Source organism: Micromonospora maris AB-18-032 (assembly GCF_000204155.1).
Lineage (GTDB): Bacteria > Actinomycetota > Actinomycetes > Mycobacteriales > Micromonosporaceae > Micromonospora > Micromonospora gifhornensis.
Genome location: NC_015434.1, coordinates 5878102 through 5895431, shown reverse-complemented (window position 1 = coordinate 5895431; position 17330 = coordinate 5878102). Strand labels below are relative to the sequence as shown.

The window sequence follows — 17330 nt, the reverse complement described above, 5'->3', positions numbered from 1 at the left end:
CCATGGACTCCGACGGCTTCGAGATCGGCGGCACCCGGTTCGGGTCGCGGCTGATCCTCGGTACCGGTGGGGCGGCGAACCTGCACGTGCTGGAGCAGGCGATCCGGGCCTCCGGCACCGAGCTGGTCACCCTCGCCCTGCGCCGGGTGGACACCGTCCCCGGCGGCTCGGGCGGTCTGCTGGATCTGCTGGACCGGTGCGGGGTACGGCTGCTGCCGAACACGGCCGGCTGCTACACCGCCGGGGAAGCGGTGAAGGTGGCGCACCTGGCGAGGGACGCGTTCGACACCGACTGGGTCAAGCTGGAGGTGATCGGCGACGAGCGTACGCTGCTGCCCGACGGGGTGGAACTGCTGCGCGCCGCCGAGGAACTCGTCGCCGACGGGTTCACCGTGCTGCCGTACACCTCGGATGATCCGATCCTGGCCCGCCGGCTCGCCGACGTCGGCTGCGCGGCGGTGATGCCGGCCGGCTCGCCGATCGGGTCGGGGCTGGGGGTGTCCAACCCGCACCACATCCGGCTGATCCGGCAGAGCGTCGACGTGCCGGTGATCCTGGACGCCGGGATCGGTACCGCCTCCGACGCGGCGCTGGCCATGGAGTTGGGCTGCGACGCGGTGCTGCTGGCCAGCGCGGTGACCCGGGCCGCCGATCCGGTGGCGATGGCCACCGCGATGCGCCACGCGATCACCGCCGGTCGTCTCGCCGCCGGTGCCGGCCGCATCCCCCGCCGTTTCCACGCCCTCGCCTCCACCCCCGACGAAGGCCGCCCGGATCTATGACCCCCCAACCAGTCGATCTTGGGACGGAAGTGCCCCTCCAGGGGCCGTTGCGCACCAGGATTCCCGGCGGGGTCGTGCTGTTGACCGATCGGCGGGCGGCGCGGGGCGATCTGGTCGGCGTGGTGGCGGGGGCGGTGGCCGGGGGAGTGCGGTGGGTGGTGCTGCGCGAGAAGGACCTGCTGCGCGAGGAACGTCGGGCGCTCGCCGACGAGTTGCAGCCGATCCTGGCCGAAGCCGGCGGCAACCTGATCGTCGCTGGTCCCGACCCGCTGCTCGCCATCCCCGTACCGGCTGCGGGCCGGCCGCTGGTGGCCCTCCACCTGTCGGCCGCCGACCCGTACCCGCCGCCGGAGGCCGACCTGGTCGGCCGATCGTGCCACGACGAGGGGGAACTGAGCCGACTGACCACGGAGGACTACGTCACGCTCTCCCCGGTCTTCCCCACCAGATCCAAGCCCGGCTACGGCCCACCCCTGCGACCCGTGGGACTGGCCAGGCTGATCCGGCTGAGCCCGTTACCGGCACTGGCCCTCGGCGGCATCGAAATCCCGGCCCAGGTCCGCGCCTGCGTGCAGGCGGGCGCTGTCGGTGTCGCCGTTCTCGGCGCGATCATGCGTTCTCCCGATCCACAGCAGACCGCCGCCGAACTGACCAGCGCCTTCGAGGCAGCCCCAACCGCAACCGTTGAGGAAGACAGATGACCCCGACGACCGTGCTCACCGTGGCCGGCTCGGACTCCGGCGGCGGCGCCGGCATCCAGGCCGACCTGAAGGTCTTCGCCGCGCTCGGCGCCTACGGCACCAGCGTGATCACCGCGGTGACCGCGCAGAACACCCGAGGCGTGGACGCCGTCCTGCCGCTGCCCCCGCAGACCGTCACCGACCAGCTCGACAGCGTGCTGTCCGACTTCTCGGTACGGGCGGTCAAGACCGGGATGCTCGGCACGCCGGCGGTGGCGGGGGCGATCGCCGACGCCGCGGCGGCCGGGCGACTGCCGCAGCTCGTCGTCGATCCGGTGCTGGTGGCCACCAGCGGGCACCGGCTCGGCGTGGTGGCGGCGGTGGAGCGGCTGTTGCCGTACGCCCGGGTGGCGACCCCGAACAGCGCGGAGGCCGCGGCGCTCACCGGCGCTGCAGTGACCGACCTGGCGGAGATGACGACGGCCGCCCGGGCCCTGGCGTCCGGCGGGCCGGAGTGGGTGATCGTGACCGGCGGTGACGTCGACACCGGCGGCGAGGCGCTGGACGTGCTGCACGGGCCGGACGGGACGACGGTGCTGCGGGCCCCTCGGGTGCCGACGCGGCACAGCCACGGGACCGGGTGCTCGTTCTCGGCGGCGACCGCGGTGCGGCTGGCGATGGGCGATTCGGTGCCGGTGGCGGTCGCCACCGCCAAGGAGTACGTGACCCGCGCGCTGACCGGCGCACGGGCCTGGGAGTTGGGCGCGGGACGCGGCCCGTTGGACCACTTCGGCTGGTCCGCCTGAGCAGGGAGGTTGTCATGCAGGTACGGCGCAAGGTGTACGTCGAGGGATCGCGGCCGGAGATCCGGGTGCCGTTCGCGGAGGTGGGGCTGACCGGGGACAACCCGCCGGTGCGGCTCTACGACACCTCCGGTCCGGGCTCCGATCCGCAGGTCGGGCTGCCCGCGCTGCGCGGGCCGTGGATCGCCGAGCGGGGAGATGTCGCCCCGGTACGCGGACCGGGCACACCGTTGGCCGGGGCGGACGGGAAACGGCCGACCCAGCTCGCGTACGCCCGGGCCGGGGTGGTCACGCCGGAGATGGAGTTCGTGGCGATCCGGGAGGGCATGTCGCCGGAGTTCGTTCGGGACGAGATCGCGGCCGGGCGGGCGGTGCTGCCGCTCAACGTCAACCACCCGGAGTGCGAGCCGGCCATCATCGGCAAGGCGTTCCTGGTCAAGGTGAACGCCAACATCGGTACCTCGGCGGTGAGTTCGTCGGTGGCCGAGGAGGTGGAGAAGCTGACCTGGGCGACGCGGTGGGGCGCGGACACGGTGATGGATCTGTCCACCGGCAAGCGCATCCACGAGACCCGCGAGGCGATCGTGCGCAACTCGCCGGTGCCGATCGGCACGGTGCCTATCTACCAGGCGCTGGAAAAGGTCGGCGGTGACCCGGTCAAGCTGAGCTGGGAGGTGTTCCGGGACACCGTGATCGAGCAGGCCGAGCAGGGCGTGGACTACATGACCGTGCACGCCGGGGTGCTGCTGCCGTACGTGCCGCTGGCGGTGAACCGGGTGACCGGCATCGTCTCGCGCGGCGGGTCGATCATGGCGGCCTGGTGCCTGGCGCACCACGAGGAGAACTTCCTCTACACCCACTTCCGGGAACTCTGCGAGATCCTGGCCCGCTACGACGTCACCTTCTCCCTCGGTGACGGGCTGCGGCCCGGTTCCATCGCGGACGCCAACGACGAGGCGCAGTTCGCCGAACTGCGCACGCTTGGCGAGCTGACCAAGATCGCCTGGGAGTACGACGTGCAGGTGATGATCGAGGGTCCGGGTCACGTGCCGATGCACAAGATCAAGGAGAACGTGGACCTGCAGCAGGAGTGGTGCCACGAGGCGCCCTTCTACACGCTCGGCCCGCTGACCACCGACATCGCGCCCGCGTACGACCACATCACCTCGGCCATCGGCGCGGCGATGATCGGCATGTTCGGCACCGCGATGCTCTGCTACGTGACCCCGAAGGAGCACCTGGGACTGCCGGACCGCGACGACGTGAAGGCGGGCGTGATCGCGTACAAGATCGCGGCCCACGCGGCGGACCTGGCCAAGGGGCACCCGGGCGCGCAGGCCTGGGACGACGCGCTGTCCAAGGCGCGGTTCGAGTTCCGCTGGGAAGACCAGTTCAACCTGTCGCTGGACCCGGAGACCGCGCGGTCGTACCACGATGCGACGCTGCCCGCCGAACCGGCGAAGACGGCCCACTTCTGCTCGATGTGCGGGCCGAAGTTCTGCTCCATGAAGATCACCCAGGATCTCAAGGAGTACGCCGCCCGGGGCATGAAGGACAAGTCCGACGAGTTCCTCGCCGCCGGCGGGCGGGTCTACCTGCCGCTGGCCTGACCTCCCGCTGGCCCGACCTGCGCTTGCCTGACCTGCGCTGGTCTGACCTGTCGCGCGCTCGGCCGACAGGGCACCGTCAGTCCCGGTGGTGCCGGCCGGTCGAGCGCAGCGAGCGACGGGACTTCTTCGGGCCGGGTTCGTCGTCGGCCACCGGCCGACCGAGCCCGGTCACCCAGTCCACGTACTCCTCGTCCTGGGCCGGCAGCGGCTCCTCGCCGCCCTCGGTGTTGTCCGGGCGGGGCTTGCCGCGCCGGAACAGGCCGCGGAGTCCCTTGTCGCGTTCGCCGCTCGGCTGGACGTCCTCCGGGGCGACGGCGGGCGGCCTGGTGAAGGCGGCGGAGAGGTCGCGGGCGGTGGCGGCCGGGTCGCTGGAGAGACTCGGCGCGGCGGCGAAGGCGGCCGAGACCTCCCGTGCGGTGGTCACCGGGTCGAGCCCCGCAGGCGAAGCGGGATCGAGCCCGGCGGGCGAGGTCGCCGCCGGACCGGTGGGTGCCGCTGCCGGCCCGGCGGGCGGCGCGGGGTCGATTCCGCCGCGACCGGTCGGCGTCGGCGGCTCGACGGCGGCCGGACCACCGGCAGCGCGACCCTCCTGGGCAGCACCGGTCTTCGCGTCGCCCGGCTGCGGATCGGCCGGCCGGGTCGGCGCGAAGGCGTTCCAGGACGCCGCCGGGTTCAGCTCGGGCAACGACAGGCGGTGCCGGGGGCGCGGTGTCGGCTCAGGTCGCACGGTGGCGGCGCTCCCGCCGGTGCCACCGGTCGGCCAGGGCGAGCCAGTGGTGTGGGCGACGGGCTGAGCATCGGCGACGGGCAGGGCGGCGACGGGCGGGGTGGCGACAGGCGGGGTGTCGACAGCGGGCTCAGCGGTGGCGGACTGGGTGTCGGCGGGCGGGGCGGTGTCGGCGGGCGGGGCCAGGTTGGCGTCAGGAACGACGTGGGCGGGCTGGTGCAGGGTCGGCGCGGGAGCTTGCCCGTCCTCGGACGGTTGGTCCGAGCCCGCAGCGGTCGTGCTGGTCCGGGGTTTGCGCGTCCGCCGGGGCGTGGGCGTCTTGCCCGCCGGTGCCGGGTCCGCGAGCGGGCCCGAGGTCGGAGCCGGATCTGAAGCCGGATCTGAAGGCGAAGCCTGACCTGGGGCCGGAGCCTGGCCTGGGGCAGGAGCCTGGCCCGGATTCGGAGCCAGGCCCGAGGTCGGGTCTGAAGGCGAAGCTGGGCCCGGAGTCGAAGGCCGGGTTGCTGCCCGCGGTGACCTGGCGGTCCGCCCGGCGCGGGGGATGTCGCTGCCGTCTCCCACCGGTGCCGGGTCGACCGCCAACTCGGCGTCATCCGGCGTGGCAGGGGTCTCCGCTGACGCGGGGGCGTCGGGCCGCAGGGGCTCGACGGTCGTCGTGGCGGCGTCCGCTGGCGCGGGTGCCTCCGCCGCCGGCGTGCGGCCGGTGGCTGGGGCGGGGTGTCGGTCGTCAGCTGCCGGCAACTCCTGCGCGTCGAGCCCGGCACCGGTCGCGACACCTACCGTTGCCGGTGGTGCGTCGACGGACTTCTCGGTCGCGGCTGAGCTGGTGTCCTCCGCGCCGACGGTGGTGTGCTCGGCGGGGCCGGCGGGGGCCGGTGCGCTGAGCGAAGGTGTGTCGGGGCGGGTGGGTGCCACCCCGGCGGCCGTGGGGAGGGAACTCGTCCGCTGGTCCGGCCACTGCCAGTGTGGTGGCGGGTCCGCCGGTTGCTGCCCGGTCGGACGGCTCGGTGAGGTGGGCAGGGCCGGGGTCGGGGGTAGCGGCTGGAGAATCGCGGTCGGCTCGATGGCCTGGGTGTCGGGACGGGAGCGGCCGGTGAGCGGCCAGGGCAGCAGGGCGGCAGCGGTCGAGCCGAGCGCGCCGACGGCGATCGCGATCAGGGCCCCGTAGTACGGGGCGAGTTGATAGCGGTCGGCCGAGTCGCCCGGCCCGGCGGCCAGGTAGGCGAAGGCCACCAGCACCGGCCCGGCCACCCCGCTCGGCCCGCTGACCAGGGGCGGGTGCCCGCGCCACCGAGCCGCCCACCCGCCGGCGACGCCGGCCAGCAGGGTCATCATCGGCAGGATAAGCAGGGCCAACTGCTGCGCCGTGTCGGCGGAGAACCACACCGGCTCCAGCACACCGAGGCGGACCGGGGTCAGCGGCCCGCTGGCACCCAGTGACGGTACGACCGACAGCAGCGCAATCAGCCACACGGCCCCGGCGACGGCAGCCATGTTCCAGGCGAACGGTGGCCTGACGAGTACGGCCAGCGCGGCACCCGCACCGACGATCGCACCGAGGACGGCGCAGATGGCCACGGCCCAGACCGGATCGACGGAGATGAGCTCCGCGTTGCGGGCCGGTTGCATGCACAACGGTGCCACGACCGTGGCACCGAGCGCGGCGCTGCCGGCGACCGCCAGTTGCCGGCCGGTGCCGGTGAGCTGGCGGTCCTGCCGGGCCGTCCGCTCGGTGAGTACGGCGCCGATCACGGCGGCGTTCGCCGCGAACCAGCCGACCCAGACGAGCTGGGCCGGCCACTGGTTGACGGTGGCGCCGCTGAAGGCGCCGGTGAGCCGGACGATGCCGAAGCCGAAGGCGAGGCCAAGCTGACCGGCCCCGGCCAGCAGGCTGACGCCGAACGCCGTGAGCAGTAGGCGGCTCAAGGTCCGATTGGCCATGTCCGGCACGTTACGGTCCGTTGCCACCGATCGCCACCGGCGCGCCGTGAACGCCGTCCGACCTGCTTGCGGTAGGTCTACTTGAGTTCGACCAGCCGGGCCAGGTATGTCGTGTCGCCGACATTGGTCAGCATGTGCACCGCGCCGGGGTCGCGGTAGACCACCCCACCGGTCGGCTCGTCCGCGTCGATCCGTACGCCGTCGACGGTCTGGATCACGTTCTTCGCACCCTGCACGGCCACCACCAGGTAGGGGTGGTCGTGGCGGTGCAGCGGCTGCTGCTCGCCCGGCTCGAGTCGGATGTGCCAGACCCGTACCCGGTCGTTCTCCAGGACGATCTCCTGGCCCACCGGGCCGAGCACGAGATCCTGGTCGGTCGCCGGGGTGGCGGGGGAGTTGCCGGTCATCGGGTCGCCTCCAGTCGGGGGAGCACCTCGCTGGCGATGAGCTCCAGGTGGTCGAGGTCGGTGAGGTCGATCAGGCGCAGGTGCACCCGCTCGGTGCCGATCGCGGCGAACTCGCCGATCCGGTCGACCAGTTGCTGCGGCGAGCCGATCACCGCGTCCTCGGGCGGCAGGGCGCTCTTGACGTGCAGGGGCGCGGCCCGCCGGGCGGCCTCCGCGTCGGTACGCCCGACCGCCACCACGATGCCCGCCGAGAGCACCAGCGGGGCACGTCCGCTGTCGGCGCGGCCGATCCGCTCGCTCGCCTGCCGTGCCCGCTCGTACGCGTCAGCGGTCTGCTCAAGGCTGGTGAACGGAACGTTGAACTCGTCGGCGTACCGGGCGGCCAGTTCGGGGGTACGCCGGGGACCACGCCCGCCGACGATGATCGGCGGGCCCGGGGTCTGCACCGGCTTCGGCAGCGCGGGGGCGTCGGTGAGCTGGTAGTGCTTCCCGGCGTAGCTGAAGCTCTCGCCCGACGGGGTGGCCCACAGCCCGCTGATCACTTCCAGCTGCTCGGCGAACCGGTCGAAACGTTCGGTGACCGAGGGGAACGGAATGCCGTACGAGATGTGCTCGCGGGCGTACCAGCCGGCGCCGATGCCCAGCTCGATCCGGCCGCCGCTCATCTGGTCCACCTGGGACACCATCACGGCCAACGGCCCGGGCAGCCGGAAGGTGGCCGAGGTGACCAGGGTGCCGAGCCGGATCCGGCTGGTCTCCCGGGCGAGCGCGGCCAGCGTCAGCCAGGCGTCGGTCGGGCCGGGCAGGGCCGGCTCGTCGCCCATCGCCTGGTAGTGGTCGGCGCGGAAGAAACCCTCGAACCCGCCTTCCTCGGCGAGCCGGGCGAAGCGGAGCTGGTCGTCGTAGCTCGCGCCCCGGTGCGGCTCGGTGAAGACGGTGACCCGCATCCTCAGCGCCTTTCGGGGCCGGCGGCCACCGGCTGGTCGCGTTCCATCAGCAGCTCGTGCAGGTCGGCGCTGACCTGGGCGACCTCCGCCAGGTGGGCGTTGCGGCCGAGCGTACGCGGGCGGGGGATGTTCACGTCAACGATCTTGCGGACCCGGCCCGGGCGCGGGCTGAGCACCACCACCCGGTCGGCGAGCAGGACGGCTTCATCGATGGAGTGAGTGACGAAGACGACGGTGGCCCGGCTGCTCATGTGCACCCGCTGGAGTTCCCCGGACAGCTCCTCCCGGGTCAGCGCGTCGAGGGCGGAGAAGGGCTCGTCCATCAACATCACCCGGGGGTTGCCGATCAACGACCGGCACAGCGACACCCGCTGCTGCATGCCACCGGAGAGCTCGTGCGGCAGCCGCTTCTCGAAGCCGGCCAGGCCGGCGACGTCGAGCAGTTCCCGGGCCCGCTCGCGGTGGTCGGCCCGCTTCCAGCCGAAGATCTCCACGGGCAGCAGGACGTTGTCCAGTACGGTCCGCCACGGCAGCAGGGCCGGGCGCTGGAACAGCATGGCGATGTCCTGGCGCGGCTTGGTGATCGGCGTACCGCCCACAGTGATCTCACCGGAGCTGACCGGGATCAGCCCGGCGATCAGTCGCAGCAGAGTGGACTTGCCGCACCCGGATCGGCCGAGGACTGCGACGAACTCGCCCTCGCCCACGTCGAGGTCGATGCCGCGCAGCGCTTCGACCCGGCCGGTGCGGCCGTCGAAGGTGCGGGACACCTCGGACAGACGGATCATCTCCGGGGGCCTCCGCTGAGTGAATGATCAGGAATCCGCCACAGGCTAACCGGCCTCGTCCCGAAAAGCACCGTCCGGGGTGGACATGACTTTGTTTCCGTACCGCAACCCGATACGCCTGGCGGCACAAAGGTGGACCTCTCGTACGCTGTGCCCGCGCAGAATCCCCTCGATGCGCGGTGTCGGCTCCCCTTCCGGCTGCCGGCGCCGCCCGACACACTCCCTCCCGGCGGCCCGACGCCCCGGTTGGAAAGGACAAGGTGCACTGATGAGAAGGCTGACCCGTACGGTCGCCGCGGCCACCATGGCCACCGCGCTCGCCCTCGTCGCCGCGTGCAGCAGCGGCTCGGACGACACCGACGACACCAACAGCGGCGGAGGCGCGGCCCTGGAACAGGTGACCTACCTCACCTCGTTCGGCAACTTCGGGCGCGACTCCTACGCGTGGGTGGCGAAGGAGAAGGGCTACTTCAAGGAAGCCGGCTTCGAGGTAGACATCAAGCCCGGCCAGGGCACCAACGCCGTGATCCAGACGATCGTCGGCGGCCAGGCGCAGTTCGGCCCGATCGACCTGACCGGTGGCCTGCTCCAGCTCGGCAACGGCGAGGCCAAGGACTTCATCGCGGTCGCGGCGATCCAGCAGCGCACCATGGCCGCCATCGCCACCGTCGAGGGCACGGGGATCAACACCCCCAAGGACCTTGAGGGCAAGAAGCTCGCCGACACCCCGGGCTCCGTCGTGCGCAACCTCTTCCCGACGTACGCGCGGATGGCCGGCATCGACTACGAGAAGGTGACCTGGGTCAACGGTGAGGCGCAGACCCTGATGGGCATGCTCGCCGCCAGCTCGGTCGACGGCATCGGCCAGTTCGTCGTCGGTCAGCCGACCGTCGAGGCGGTGACCAAGAAGAAGGCCGTCCTGCTGCCGTACAGCAACGTGATGCAGGACCTCTACGGCAACGTGCTGATCACCTCCAAGCAGTACGCCGCCGACAAGCCGGAGTCGGTCAAGCGGTTCACCGCAGCGCTGCTCAAGGGCCTGGAGTACGCCCTGGCGAACCCGCAGGAGGCGGCCGACATCCTGGCCAAGAACGCCGAGGCGGTGAACCCCGTTGCGGCCGCCGCCGAGCTTCAGCTGATGGCGGGGTACGTCCGCTCCAGCAACTCCGGTACCGCACTGGGCACGCTGGACAGTGGCCGGGTCGCCAAGAGCATCGCGATCCTGCGCGGCGCGGGTGCACTGAAGTCCGACCTGACCCCCGAGCAGGTCATCGACTTCAACCTCGCCCCCAAGGCCTGAGGCCGAACACCTCGATGGCGGGTACGCCGCACCGGGCAACCGGTGCGGCGTACCCGCGTCGGCACCGAACCACAAAACGTAGGAGGATCCAATGACCGACGTCCGCCCTCGCCAGACGGCGGGGAGCGTGCCCGAGCCGCTCCATGCCGTACCGCGCGGCCGACGAGTGCGCGCCGGTGACCTGCGGCTCGCCACCGTCGCGGCGTTGCTGCCGGCCGTTGGTCTGCTTGTCGCGTTCGGTCTCTGGTGGCTGGTCGCCCGGCTGGAGCTGATCCATCCGGCCGCCCTACCGCCGCCGGGCAGCGTGCTGTCGGCGTTCCTCGAGCGGCCGGACCGACTGCTGGAGCACACCGCCGTCACCACTCGCGCGATCCTGGTCGGCTTCGCGCTCTCCGCTGCGGCGGGAGTGCTGATCGGCCTGGCGTTGGCCGCCTCGCGGACGGTCGAGCGGATGTTCACCCCACTGCTGGTGGCCGTCAACGCGGTGCCGAAGATCACGTTGGGTCCGCTGCTGGTGGTGGCGCTCGGTTGGGGTCAGAAGCCGATCCTGACGATGGTCTTCCTGCTCTGCTTCTTCCCGATCGTGCTGTCCACCGCGACCGGTCTGACCACCACGCCGGCCGAACTGGCCGAGCTGGTCCGGTCGTACAACGCCTCCCGCTGGCAGTCGTTCCGGAAGATCCGCTTCCCGGCCGCCCTGCCGCAGATCTTCGTCGGACTCAAGGTGGCCATGCCGCTGGCCGCGATCGGCGCGGTGATCGGCGAGTTCCAGGCCGGCGAGGGCGGCCTGGGCTACGTGATCCAGCAGTACGCCGGCGTCGGCGACACCGCCACGGCGTGGGCCGCGATCATCCTGATCGCCCTGGTCAGCATCCTGTTCTACGGCGCGCTGGTGCTCATCGAGCGCTTCAGCCTGCCCTGGGTCCGCGAAACCACCTCCAACCGCTGACCCGGACGAACGCAGGTGTGGCCCCAGCACAACCGGCGCAGGGATCAAGCCTGACCGCCCGGAGCCGGTTGTGCCGGGGCACACCCCACCGAGATCACAAAGACGGACCTCAGCTGGCCAACCGCCAGCGGCCGTTCCGGGCGACCAGGGTGGTCAGCGCCTGCGGCATCAGCCCGGAGTGGTTGTCCGGCGTCATCCGGATCGGCCCGGACAGCCCGTCCATCTGCGAGGTCTCCAGCACGTCGCGCAGCCCCTCCCGGTCGACAGTTGCCGGGGGGCCACCCGCGCGCAGTTCGGCGTCGACGATCAGCTGCACGGCGTCCGCCGCGAACGACGACGAACCGTGGTATCCGCCGAAGCGGGCGGTGTAGTCCTGGAACCACTGGCGGCGGGCGGCCTTCGCGGGGGTGGTGGCGATGACGTCGTCGATCACCATCGTCTGCGTGAAGACCAGCGTCGCCCGCTCGGCGGCCCGGCCCGACGCACCGAGGAAGAGGTCACCCGCGGCGGACGCGTCGAAGTACAGCGGACCGGTGAAGCCGGCCTGCTTGACCGCGCCGGCGGCGAGCATGGCCTGCTCCGGCGGGGTCCAGATGACCAACGCCTCGGGTTCGGCCGCGGCGAGCGTGCCGGCCTGCCGGTCCACCTCGGTGTCGGTGGTACGCAGCGACGCCTCGGCGGTCAGTTGGATGCCGGCCTTGCGGAACTCGCCGCGCAGGGCTTGGACGCCCTCCCGGCCGTAGGCGTCGTCAGTGCGCAGCAGGCCGACGGAGGTGACCCTCCGGCGGACGAGTTCGACGGTGAGAGCGCTGGCGTTGTCGGCAGCATTCGGTGCCAACTTGAACACGTAGCGTCGATCTGCGACCGGATTGGCCACTGCGCCGGCCGAGGCCAGTGCGACGGTGGGGATCTGCTTCTCATTGATGGTGCGTGCCGCGCCGATCGCGCATTCGTTGCATCCGCCCATGATGATGGCGCTGACACGTTTATCGTTGCCGAAGTCGGCGATGTTGCGCAGTGACTCACTGGCGTCGGAGCGGTTGTCCTTCAACAACAGTTCGACAGTCCTGCCGTTCAGGGCTCCGGAGTCATTCAGCTGTTGGACTTTCAACTCCAGTGCCTGCCGGTACGCCTTGCCGACGCCGGCGGCCGCCCCGGACAGTTCCAGGTCGGCGGCGATGACGATCGGCGAGGTGTCCTGCTCCTGTCCGCCGAACTGGCAGCCGGTGAGGGTGGTGGCCAGCATGGCTGATGCGGCCGCCAAAGCGGTCGCGGAGCGGAAGGGGGTCAACTCGGTCCTCCTGATGCGGCGCGGGCGGGGCCCGGTCACCGGCGGCAGCCAGATCCTCAGTGGATATTCTGGGTAGGTCTGCCGTACCGTGTGCGCGAAGCCTGCAAAACCTTGCCAATGCCGGGCGCTGGGGTCAAGCGGAGCCACCGGGGAGCGTTTCGGGACGTCAATCCCACATGTTGGCGTAACCAGATGTTTTCGTATGCTCACGCTGGCGACATGAATGACCACTCTGGAGTGACATGCCCTGATCAAGGGCACTGTGGAAATGTAGGTATTAGTTGAGCGGACAACAGGATGCGTGTCCACCAACCGTTTCCTGCCTCACTGCGGCTTCCCAAACCCGATCTCGTCTGATGAAATCGCGGCCGTGCCGCGCGTGGCGCCGGCCGTCGTTCCAACTACGGGTCGACGGGTCAGGCGCGGAGAATACGACGGAGGCGATGTCGTGAGCACCGGACCGACGACCCTGCCCGCCAGCGGCGATGCCGAGCACAATGGACGGCGCAGGCTGCCCCGGCTGCGCGACGCCCGGATTCGGTCCAAGCTGGCGCTGATCCTGGTCGTTCCGGTGGCTGCGGTCATCGCGTTGGCCACGGTCCGTCTGGTCGCCGTTGGTGAAGGCGCCTACGAGGCTTCCCAGGCTCGCTCGCTCACCGTCCTGTCGACGAAGATCTCCGCCTTGGCCAACGACCTGCACGCCGAGCGGATGGCGGCTGCCGCCTACCTGGCCTCGACGCAGCAGCAGGTCGACGCGTACAACCTGCGGGTGCGTCGGACCCAGGAACGGGTCGATGCGTACCGCGCGGAGCGAGCCCGGATCGGCGACGTCCCCACCGCGGTCCGCGACCGGCTGACGGCCATCGACCGGCACCTGGACACCCTCGACGGCACCCGACAGGAAGTGCTCGACCGCCAGCAGATGCAGGTCGCCGAGGCCGCGTTGCGCTACGGCGTCGTCCTGGCCGACCTGGTCGGCTACAGCGACGGCCTGGCCCAGTTGCCGGGCGAGGAGAGCCTGGCCGACAACCGGCGCGCGGTCGCCGCCTTCGCTCGCGCCAAGGCGGCCGTGGCCGAGGAAGAGGCCGTCGCGTTCACCGCGCTGACCACCGGACGGCTCGACACCGAGCAGTTCTCCGCGTTCGTGGCCACCCTGACCGGCCAGCAGGAAGCGCTGCTGTCCTTCTCGTTGGCCGCCGACCCGACCCAGCGTGCGCTTGTCGAGAGCACCGTCTCCGGTGACGCCGTGGTGCTGGCCGACCGGATCGCCACCGACATCACCCGCTCGGTCGGCCGGGGCTCGCCGGTCTCCGCCCAGGACGCCACCGCAGCGATCGGCGCGGTGCACGAGCTGATGCGGTGGGCCGAGGGCGAGCTGGAGAACCGGCTCCTCGCCAAGACCGAGCAGGCCCGGTCGGACGTCATCCGGCAGGCGATCGTCGAGACCACGCTTGTGTTGCTCACCCTGGTCATCGCGGTGACCCTGGCCGTGGTGCTGGCCCGCTCGCTCAACCACTCGCTGCGTCGGCTCCGCGAGGGTGCGCTCTCGGTGGCCAACCACGACCTGCCCGAGGCGGTGCGCCGCCTGCAAGGGATGGGCAACGTCAGCGACGGCAGCGTCGACGAGATCGTCCGCGAGGTACGAGACCCGATCCAGCTCAACAACCGTGACGAGGTCGGCCAGGTCGCCTCGGCGTTCAACGTCGTGCACCGGGAGGCCGTCCGGGTCGCGGCCGAGCAGGCGGCCCTGCGGAGCAGCGTCTCGGCGATGTTCCTCAACCTGGCCCGTCGCAGTCAGACGCTTGTCGACCGGATGATCGGCGAACTCGACGCGATCGAGCGCGGCGAGGAGGACCCGAAGCGGCTCGCCCAGCTCTTCGAGCTCGACCACCTCGCCACCCGAATGCGCCGCAACGACGAGAACCTGCTGGTGCTGGCCGGGGCCGACTCCGCCGTGCCGCGCCGTGACGACGCGTTGCTCGTCGACGTGCTGCGGGCCGCACAGTCCGAGGTGGAGCTCTACAACCGGATCGAGTTCGGGACTGTCGACACCGACGTGTCGGTGGCCGCACACGCGGTCAACGACGTCGTCCGGCTGGTGGCAGAACTGCTCGACAACGCCACCCGCTTCTCGCCGCCGAACACCACGGTGGTGGCCGACGGCCGGCGGATCCGCGACTACGTGCTCATCCAGATCGAGGACCGTGGTCTCGGCCTGACCGACGAGCAACTGGACTCGCTGAACAAGCGACTCGCCGCCCCTTCCACCGTGGACGTCGCGGCGTTCCGGCTGATGGGTCTGGCCGTGGTCAGCCGGCTCGCGGCCCGCTACGGCATCCGGGTCGAGCTGCGCCGCAACGTCGAGGGTGGCACCGTCGCCCAGATCACGCTACCGGCCGCCACGGTGATCCTGCCGAGCCTTCGGGGCCGCGACCAGGCGATCACCCGCCCGCGCCAGCCGCTCGCGGTCGAGCAGTCGCCGGCCGGTGCCGGTGAACCGCTCGCCGGAGCGGGACGCAGCACCACCGCCACCCTCAGCGACAGGTGGCGCAGCGCACCGGCTGCCACGCCGTGGCCCGCCGCCGACCCGACACCGCAGCACACACCACCGGCGCACACGTCCCCACCGGCGTACGCCGGCGGGTTCAACGCCGGTACGCCCACCGTCGCTTCGCCGACCATCGACCCGCTGTCCTACCGGACGGCGAACGCCCCGGGCGAGCCGCAGCCGGCCGCACCCGTGCTGCCGGCCGGCCCGGTCGCCGGTGCTCCGGTCAGCACCGCGAACGGGTTCGCGCCCGCCGCCCCGAACGGCTTCACGCCGACTGCCGCCCCGAACGGCTTCACGCCGACTGCGGCTCCGAACGGCTTCACGCCGGCGGCGGCGCCGAGCGGGTTCGCGCCGACGGCGGGCCAGGGGTCGGGCGGCGGCCAGGACACCCCGATGTTCGGTGGGTTGGGCGCCAGCCTGGCCGCGACTGCTCCGGTCGCCAGCGCACCGATCACCGCGCCGCCGGAGCCGCAGGCCGAGGCGCCGATCTTCCGCGAGATGGAGGCGGTCTGGTTCCGGTCGCACGGCAACGACGTGACGGCCATCTTCAGCCGGCCGCAGTTCGACGAGCCACCCGCGACCGCGGCCGCCGGCCCGCCGGCCACCAGCCCGTCGGCACCGGCCGTCGAGCCGACCAAGGGGCGTACGCCGCTGCCCACCCGTACGCCGGGTGCGGCTGCCGGCGACGCCTCCCTGTCGCCACCGTCGTACCCGACCTCGTCCGCCGCGTCGACCGGTACCCCGCCTGCGGCGCCCCCGCCGGCCGCGCCACCGACGCCGGCTGCCGCCCCGTCCGCCGCTGCCGGCGACGACGCCTGGCGGACCGCGGCAGACGAGGGCTGGACGCGCGCCAGCCAGGCCGCCGAGCCCACCCCGGCCGGTACGACCCGGTCCGGCCTGCCGAAGCGGGTGCCGCAGGCGCAACTCGTTCCCGGCGGGATCGAGCCCCGGACCGGACGGGAACACAGTCGGCGTACGCCGGACGAAGTACGCGGTCTGCTGTCGGCCTACCACCGCGGCGTCCAGCGCGGCCGAACGGCCGGCGCGACTCAGAACAGCACCTCGACCAAGGAGACGAGCCGATGAACAGGCCCGCGGCCATGCAGGACATGGGTTGGCTACTGACCAACTTCGCCGACAGCGTGGCGGGTATCGCCCACGTGGTGGCGGTGTCCGCGGACGGGCTGCTGCTCGCCTCCTCCCGCGATCTGCCGGGTGACCGGGCTGATCAGCTCGCCGCCATCACCTCCGGTGTGGTCAGCCTGACCGAGGGCGCCGCGCGGATGTTCAGCGCCGGCGGGGTGTTGCAGACCGTCATCGAGATGGACAGCGGCTACCTGTTCCTGATGTCGATCAGCGACGGCTCGTCGATGGCGGTGCTCGCGGCACGCAGCTGCGACGTCGGCCAGGTGGGTTACGAGATGGCGTTGTTGGTCGAGCGCGTCGGCGCGGCGCTGGTGCCGTTGCCCCGGGACGCGGTGCGGTCATAGCGCGCACGGTGCGACGGCGGACGGGAGAGGAGGTGATTGCGGATGGATCCGCGACGTGACCCGCGGGGTGCTCTGGTGCGACCGTACGCGGTCACCAGGGGCCGCACCGAACCGCTCCAGGACATCGCCCTGGAGGCGGTGCTGATCGCCAGCCCCACCCAGATCGCCGAGTCGCGGTTTGCCGGGCACGACAAGCATCGCATCGCCATGGTCTGCGAGGGCCGCCCCGAGTCCCTGGCGGAGATCGCCGCGTACACCCGGCTACCGCTGGGTGTCGCCCGGGTGCTGGTCGCCGACATGGTGGCCGACGGCCTGTTGACGCTACAGACGGCCGCTCCCGCCACAGGTTTTGAGGAGCGGATGGAAATGCTGGGAAGGGTGCTGAGTGGACTTCGCGAGCTATGACCCCGCCGGGGCCCGCCAGAGCCGGGGAATCATCTCCGCGAAGATCGTCGTCGCGGGTGGCTTCGGTGTCGGCAAGACCACGTTGGTCGGTGCGATCTCGGAGATCACACCGCTGACCACCGAGGCGGTGATGACCGCGGCGGGCGTCGGGATCGACGACTCGTCAAAGGTGCCGGGCAAGGAGACCACCACGGTCGCCATGGACTTCGGCCGGATCACCATGGCGCAGGATCTGATCCTGTACCTCTTCGGCACACCTGGGCAGACCCGGTTCTGGTTCATGTGGGACGAGATCATCCGTGGTGCGGTGGGCGCCGCCGTGCTGGTGGACACCCGCCGGATCACCGACGCCTTCGCGCCCCTGGACTACTTCGAGAACCGCAGGCTGCCGTACGTGGTCGCGCTGAACCGGTTCGACGGCGCGCCGCAGTACGAGCTGGACGAGGTACGCGAGGCGCTGGCCATCTCGCCGGACGTACCGCTGGTGATGACCGACGCCCGGCGGCGTGAGTCGGTCAAGCAGGTGATGGTGACAGTCGTCGAGCACGCCATGGCGCGGCTGCAAGCTGAACACGACAGGGGTTTCCCGACCCCGGTCGGCTGACCTCGTGCGGGCACTCGTCCCGCTGCCCCGGGCCCACCCGGTGCGGCGAGACGGG

General features: G+C 71.7%; 15 protein-coding genes. 10 read left to right on the top strand and 5 right to left on the bottom strand.

Annotation, left to right across the window (positions count from 1 at the left end):
- Positions 1-2 precede the first annotated feature (2 nt).
- The 4 genes from VAB18032_RS26015 to thiC all read left to right on the top strand — a co-directional run bounded on the left by VAB18032_RS26015 (position 3) and on the right by thiC (position 3875).
- Positions 3-782 carry a thiazole synthase gene (locus tag VAB18032_RS26015; RefSeq protein ID WP_043721948.1) on the top strand — a complete coding sequence of 260 codons (780 nt, stop codon included), beginning with the start codon at positions 3-5 and terminating at the stop codon, positions 780-782.
- 74 nt (positions 783-856) lie between these two features.
- Positions 857-1483, top strand: coding sequence for a thiamine phosphate synthase (locus VAB18032_RS26010; protein ID WP_013735917.1), 627 nt, complete (start codon positions 857-859; stop codon positions 1481-1483).
- Positions 1480-2268: a bifunctional hydroxymethylpyrimidine kinase/phosphomethylpyrimidine kinase gene (thiD, locus tag VAB18032_RS26005; RefSeq protein WP_013735916.1), complete on the top strand. Its 789-nt coding sequence runs from the start codon at positions 1480-1482 to the stop codon at positions 2266-2268. Before VAB18032_RS26010 ends, thiD begins: the two co-directional genes overlap by 4 nt.
- Positions 2269-2282: 14 nt before the next feature.
- Positions 2283-3875, top strand: coding sequence for a phosphomethylpyrimidine synthase ThiC (gene thiC / locus VAB18032_RS26000; RefSeq protein WP_013735915.1), 1593 nt, complete (start codon positions 2283-2285; stop codon positions 3873-3875).
- 76 nt (positions 3876-3951) lie between these two features.
- On the opposite strand, the gene VAB18032_RS25995 is transcribed toward thiC, so the two are convergent.
- The 4 genes from VAB18032_RS25995 to VAB18032_RS25980 form a co-directional block, all read right to left on the bottom strand.
- Positions 3952-6543 (bottom strand): hypothetical protein, encoded by a 2592-nt coding sequence (locus VAB18032_RS25995; RefSeq protein WP_013735914.1) that lies wholly within the window; start codon positions 6541-6543, stop codon positions 3952-3954.
- A gap of 77 nt (positions 6544-6620) precedes the next feature.
- Positions 6621-6950 (bottom strand): cupin domain-containing protein, encoded by a 330-nt coding sequence (locus tag VAB18032_RS25990; protein ID WP_013735913.1) that lies wholly within the window; start codon positions 6948-6950, stop codon positions 6621-6623.
- Positions 6947-7897 (bottom strand): LLM class F420-dependent oxidoreductase, encoded by a 951-nt coding sequence (locus VAB18032_RS25985; protein ID WP_013735912.1) that lies wholly within the window; start codon positions 7895-7897, stop codon positions 6947-6949. The genes VAB18032_RS25990 and VAB18032_RS25985 overlap by 4 nt, the downstream gene beginning before the upstream one ends.
- 2 nt (positions 7898-7899) lie before the next feature.
- A complete protein-coding gene (locus tag VAB18032_RS25980) occupies positions 7900-8685 on the bottom strand; it encodes an ABC transporter ATP-binding protein (protein WP_013735911.1) in 786 nt (261 codons plus the stop codon).
- 268 nt (positions 8686-8953) lie between these two features.
- Between VAB18032_RS25980 and VAB18032_RS25975 the strand changes: the two genes are divergently transcribed.
- Entirely contained in the window at positions 8954-9985 is a 1032-nt protein-coding gene (locus tag VAB18032_RS25975; RefSeq protein ID WP_013735910.1) for an ABC transporter substrate-binding protein, read from the top strand.
- A 91-nt stretch (positions 9986-10076) separates the two neighbouring features.
- A complete protein-coding gene (locus VAB18032_RS25970; protein ID WP_013735909.1) occupies positions 10077-10934 on the top strand; it encodes an ABC transporter permease in 858 nt (285 codons plus the stop codon).
- A 109-nt stretch (positions 10935-11043) separates the two neighbouring features.
- Here VAB18032_RS25970 and VAB18032_RS25965 read toward each other — a convergent pair whose 3' ends face one another.
- The gene (locus VAB18032_RS25965; RefSeq protein ID WP_043721942.1) at positions 11044-12225 is read right to left on the bottom strand and encodes an ABC transporter substrate-binding protein; all 1182 of its coding nucleotides are present in this window, start codon (positions 12223-12225) and stop codon (positions 11044-11046) included.
- A gap of 448 nt (positions 12226-12673) precedes the next feature.
- On the opposite strand from VAB18032_RS25965, the gene VAB18032_RS25960 reads away from it, so the two are divergent.
- From VAB18032_RS25960 to VAB18032_RS25945, 4 genes are read left to right on the top strand one after another with little or no spacing between them, the layout of a single operon-like run.
- A complete protein-coding gene (locus tag VAB18032_RS25960) occupies positions 12674-15862 on the top strand; it encodes a sensor histidine kinase (RefSeq protein ID WP_013735907.1) in 3189 nt (1062 codons plus the stop codon).
- Positions 15859-16266, top strand: coding sequence for a roadblock/LC7 domain-containing protein (locus tag VAB18032_RS25955; protein ID WP_007465177.1), 408 nt, complete (start codon positions 15859-15861; stop codon positions 16264-16266). The genes VAB18032_RS25960 and VAB18032_RS25955 overlap by 4 nt, the downstream gene beginning before the upstream one ends.
- 42 nt (positions 16267-16308) lie before the next feature.
- A complete protein-coding gene (locus VAB18032_RS25950; RefSeq protein ID WP_013735906.1) occupies positions 16309-16671 on the top strand; it encodes a DUF742 domain-containing protein in 363 nt (120 codons plus the stop codon).
- The gene (locus tag VAB18032_RS25945) at positions 16652-17275 is read left to right on the top strand and encodes a GTP-binding protein (protein WP_013735905.1); all 624 of its coding nucleotides are present in this window, start codon (positions 16652-16654) and stop codon (positions 17273-17275) included. The genes VAB18032_RS25950 and VAB18032_RS25945 overlap by 20 nt, the downstream gene beginning before the upstream one ends.
- Positions 17276-17330 lie beyond the last annotated feature (55 nt).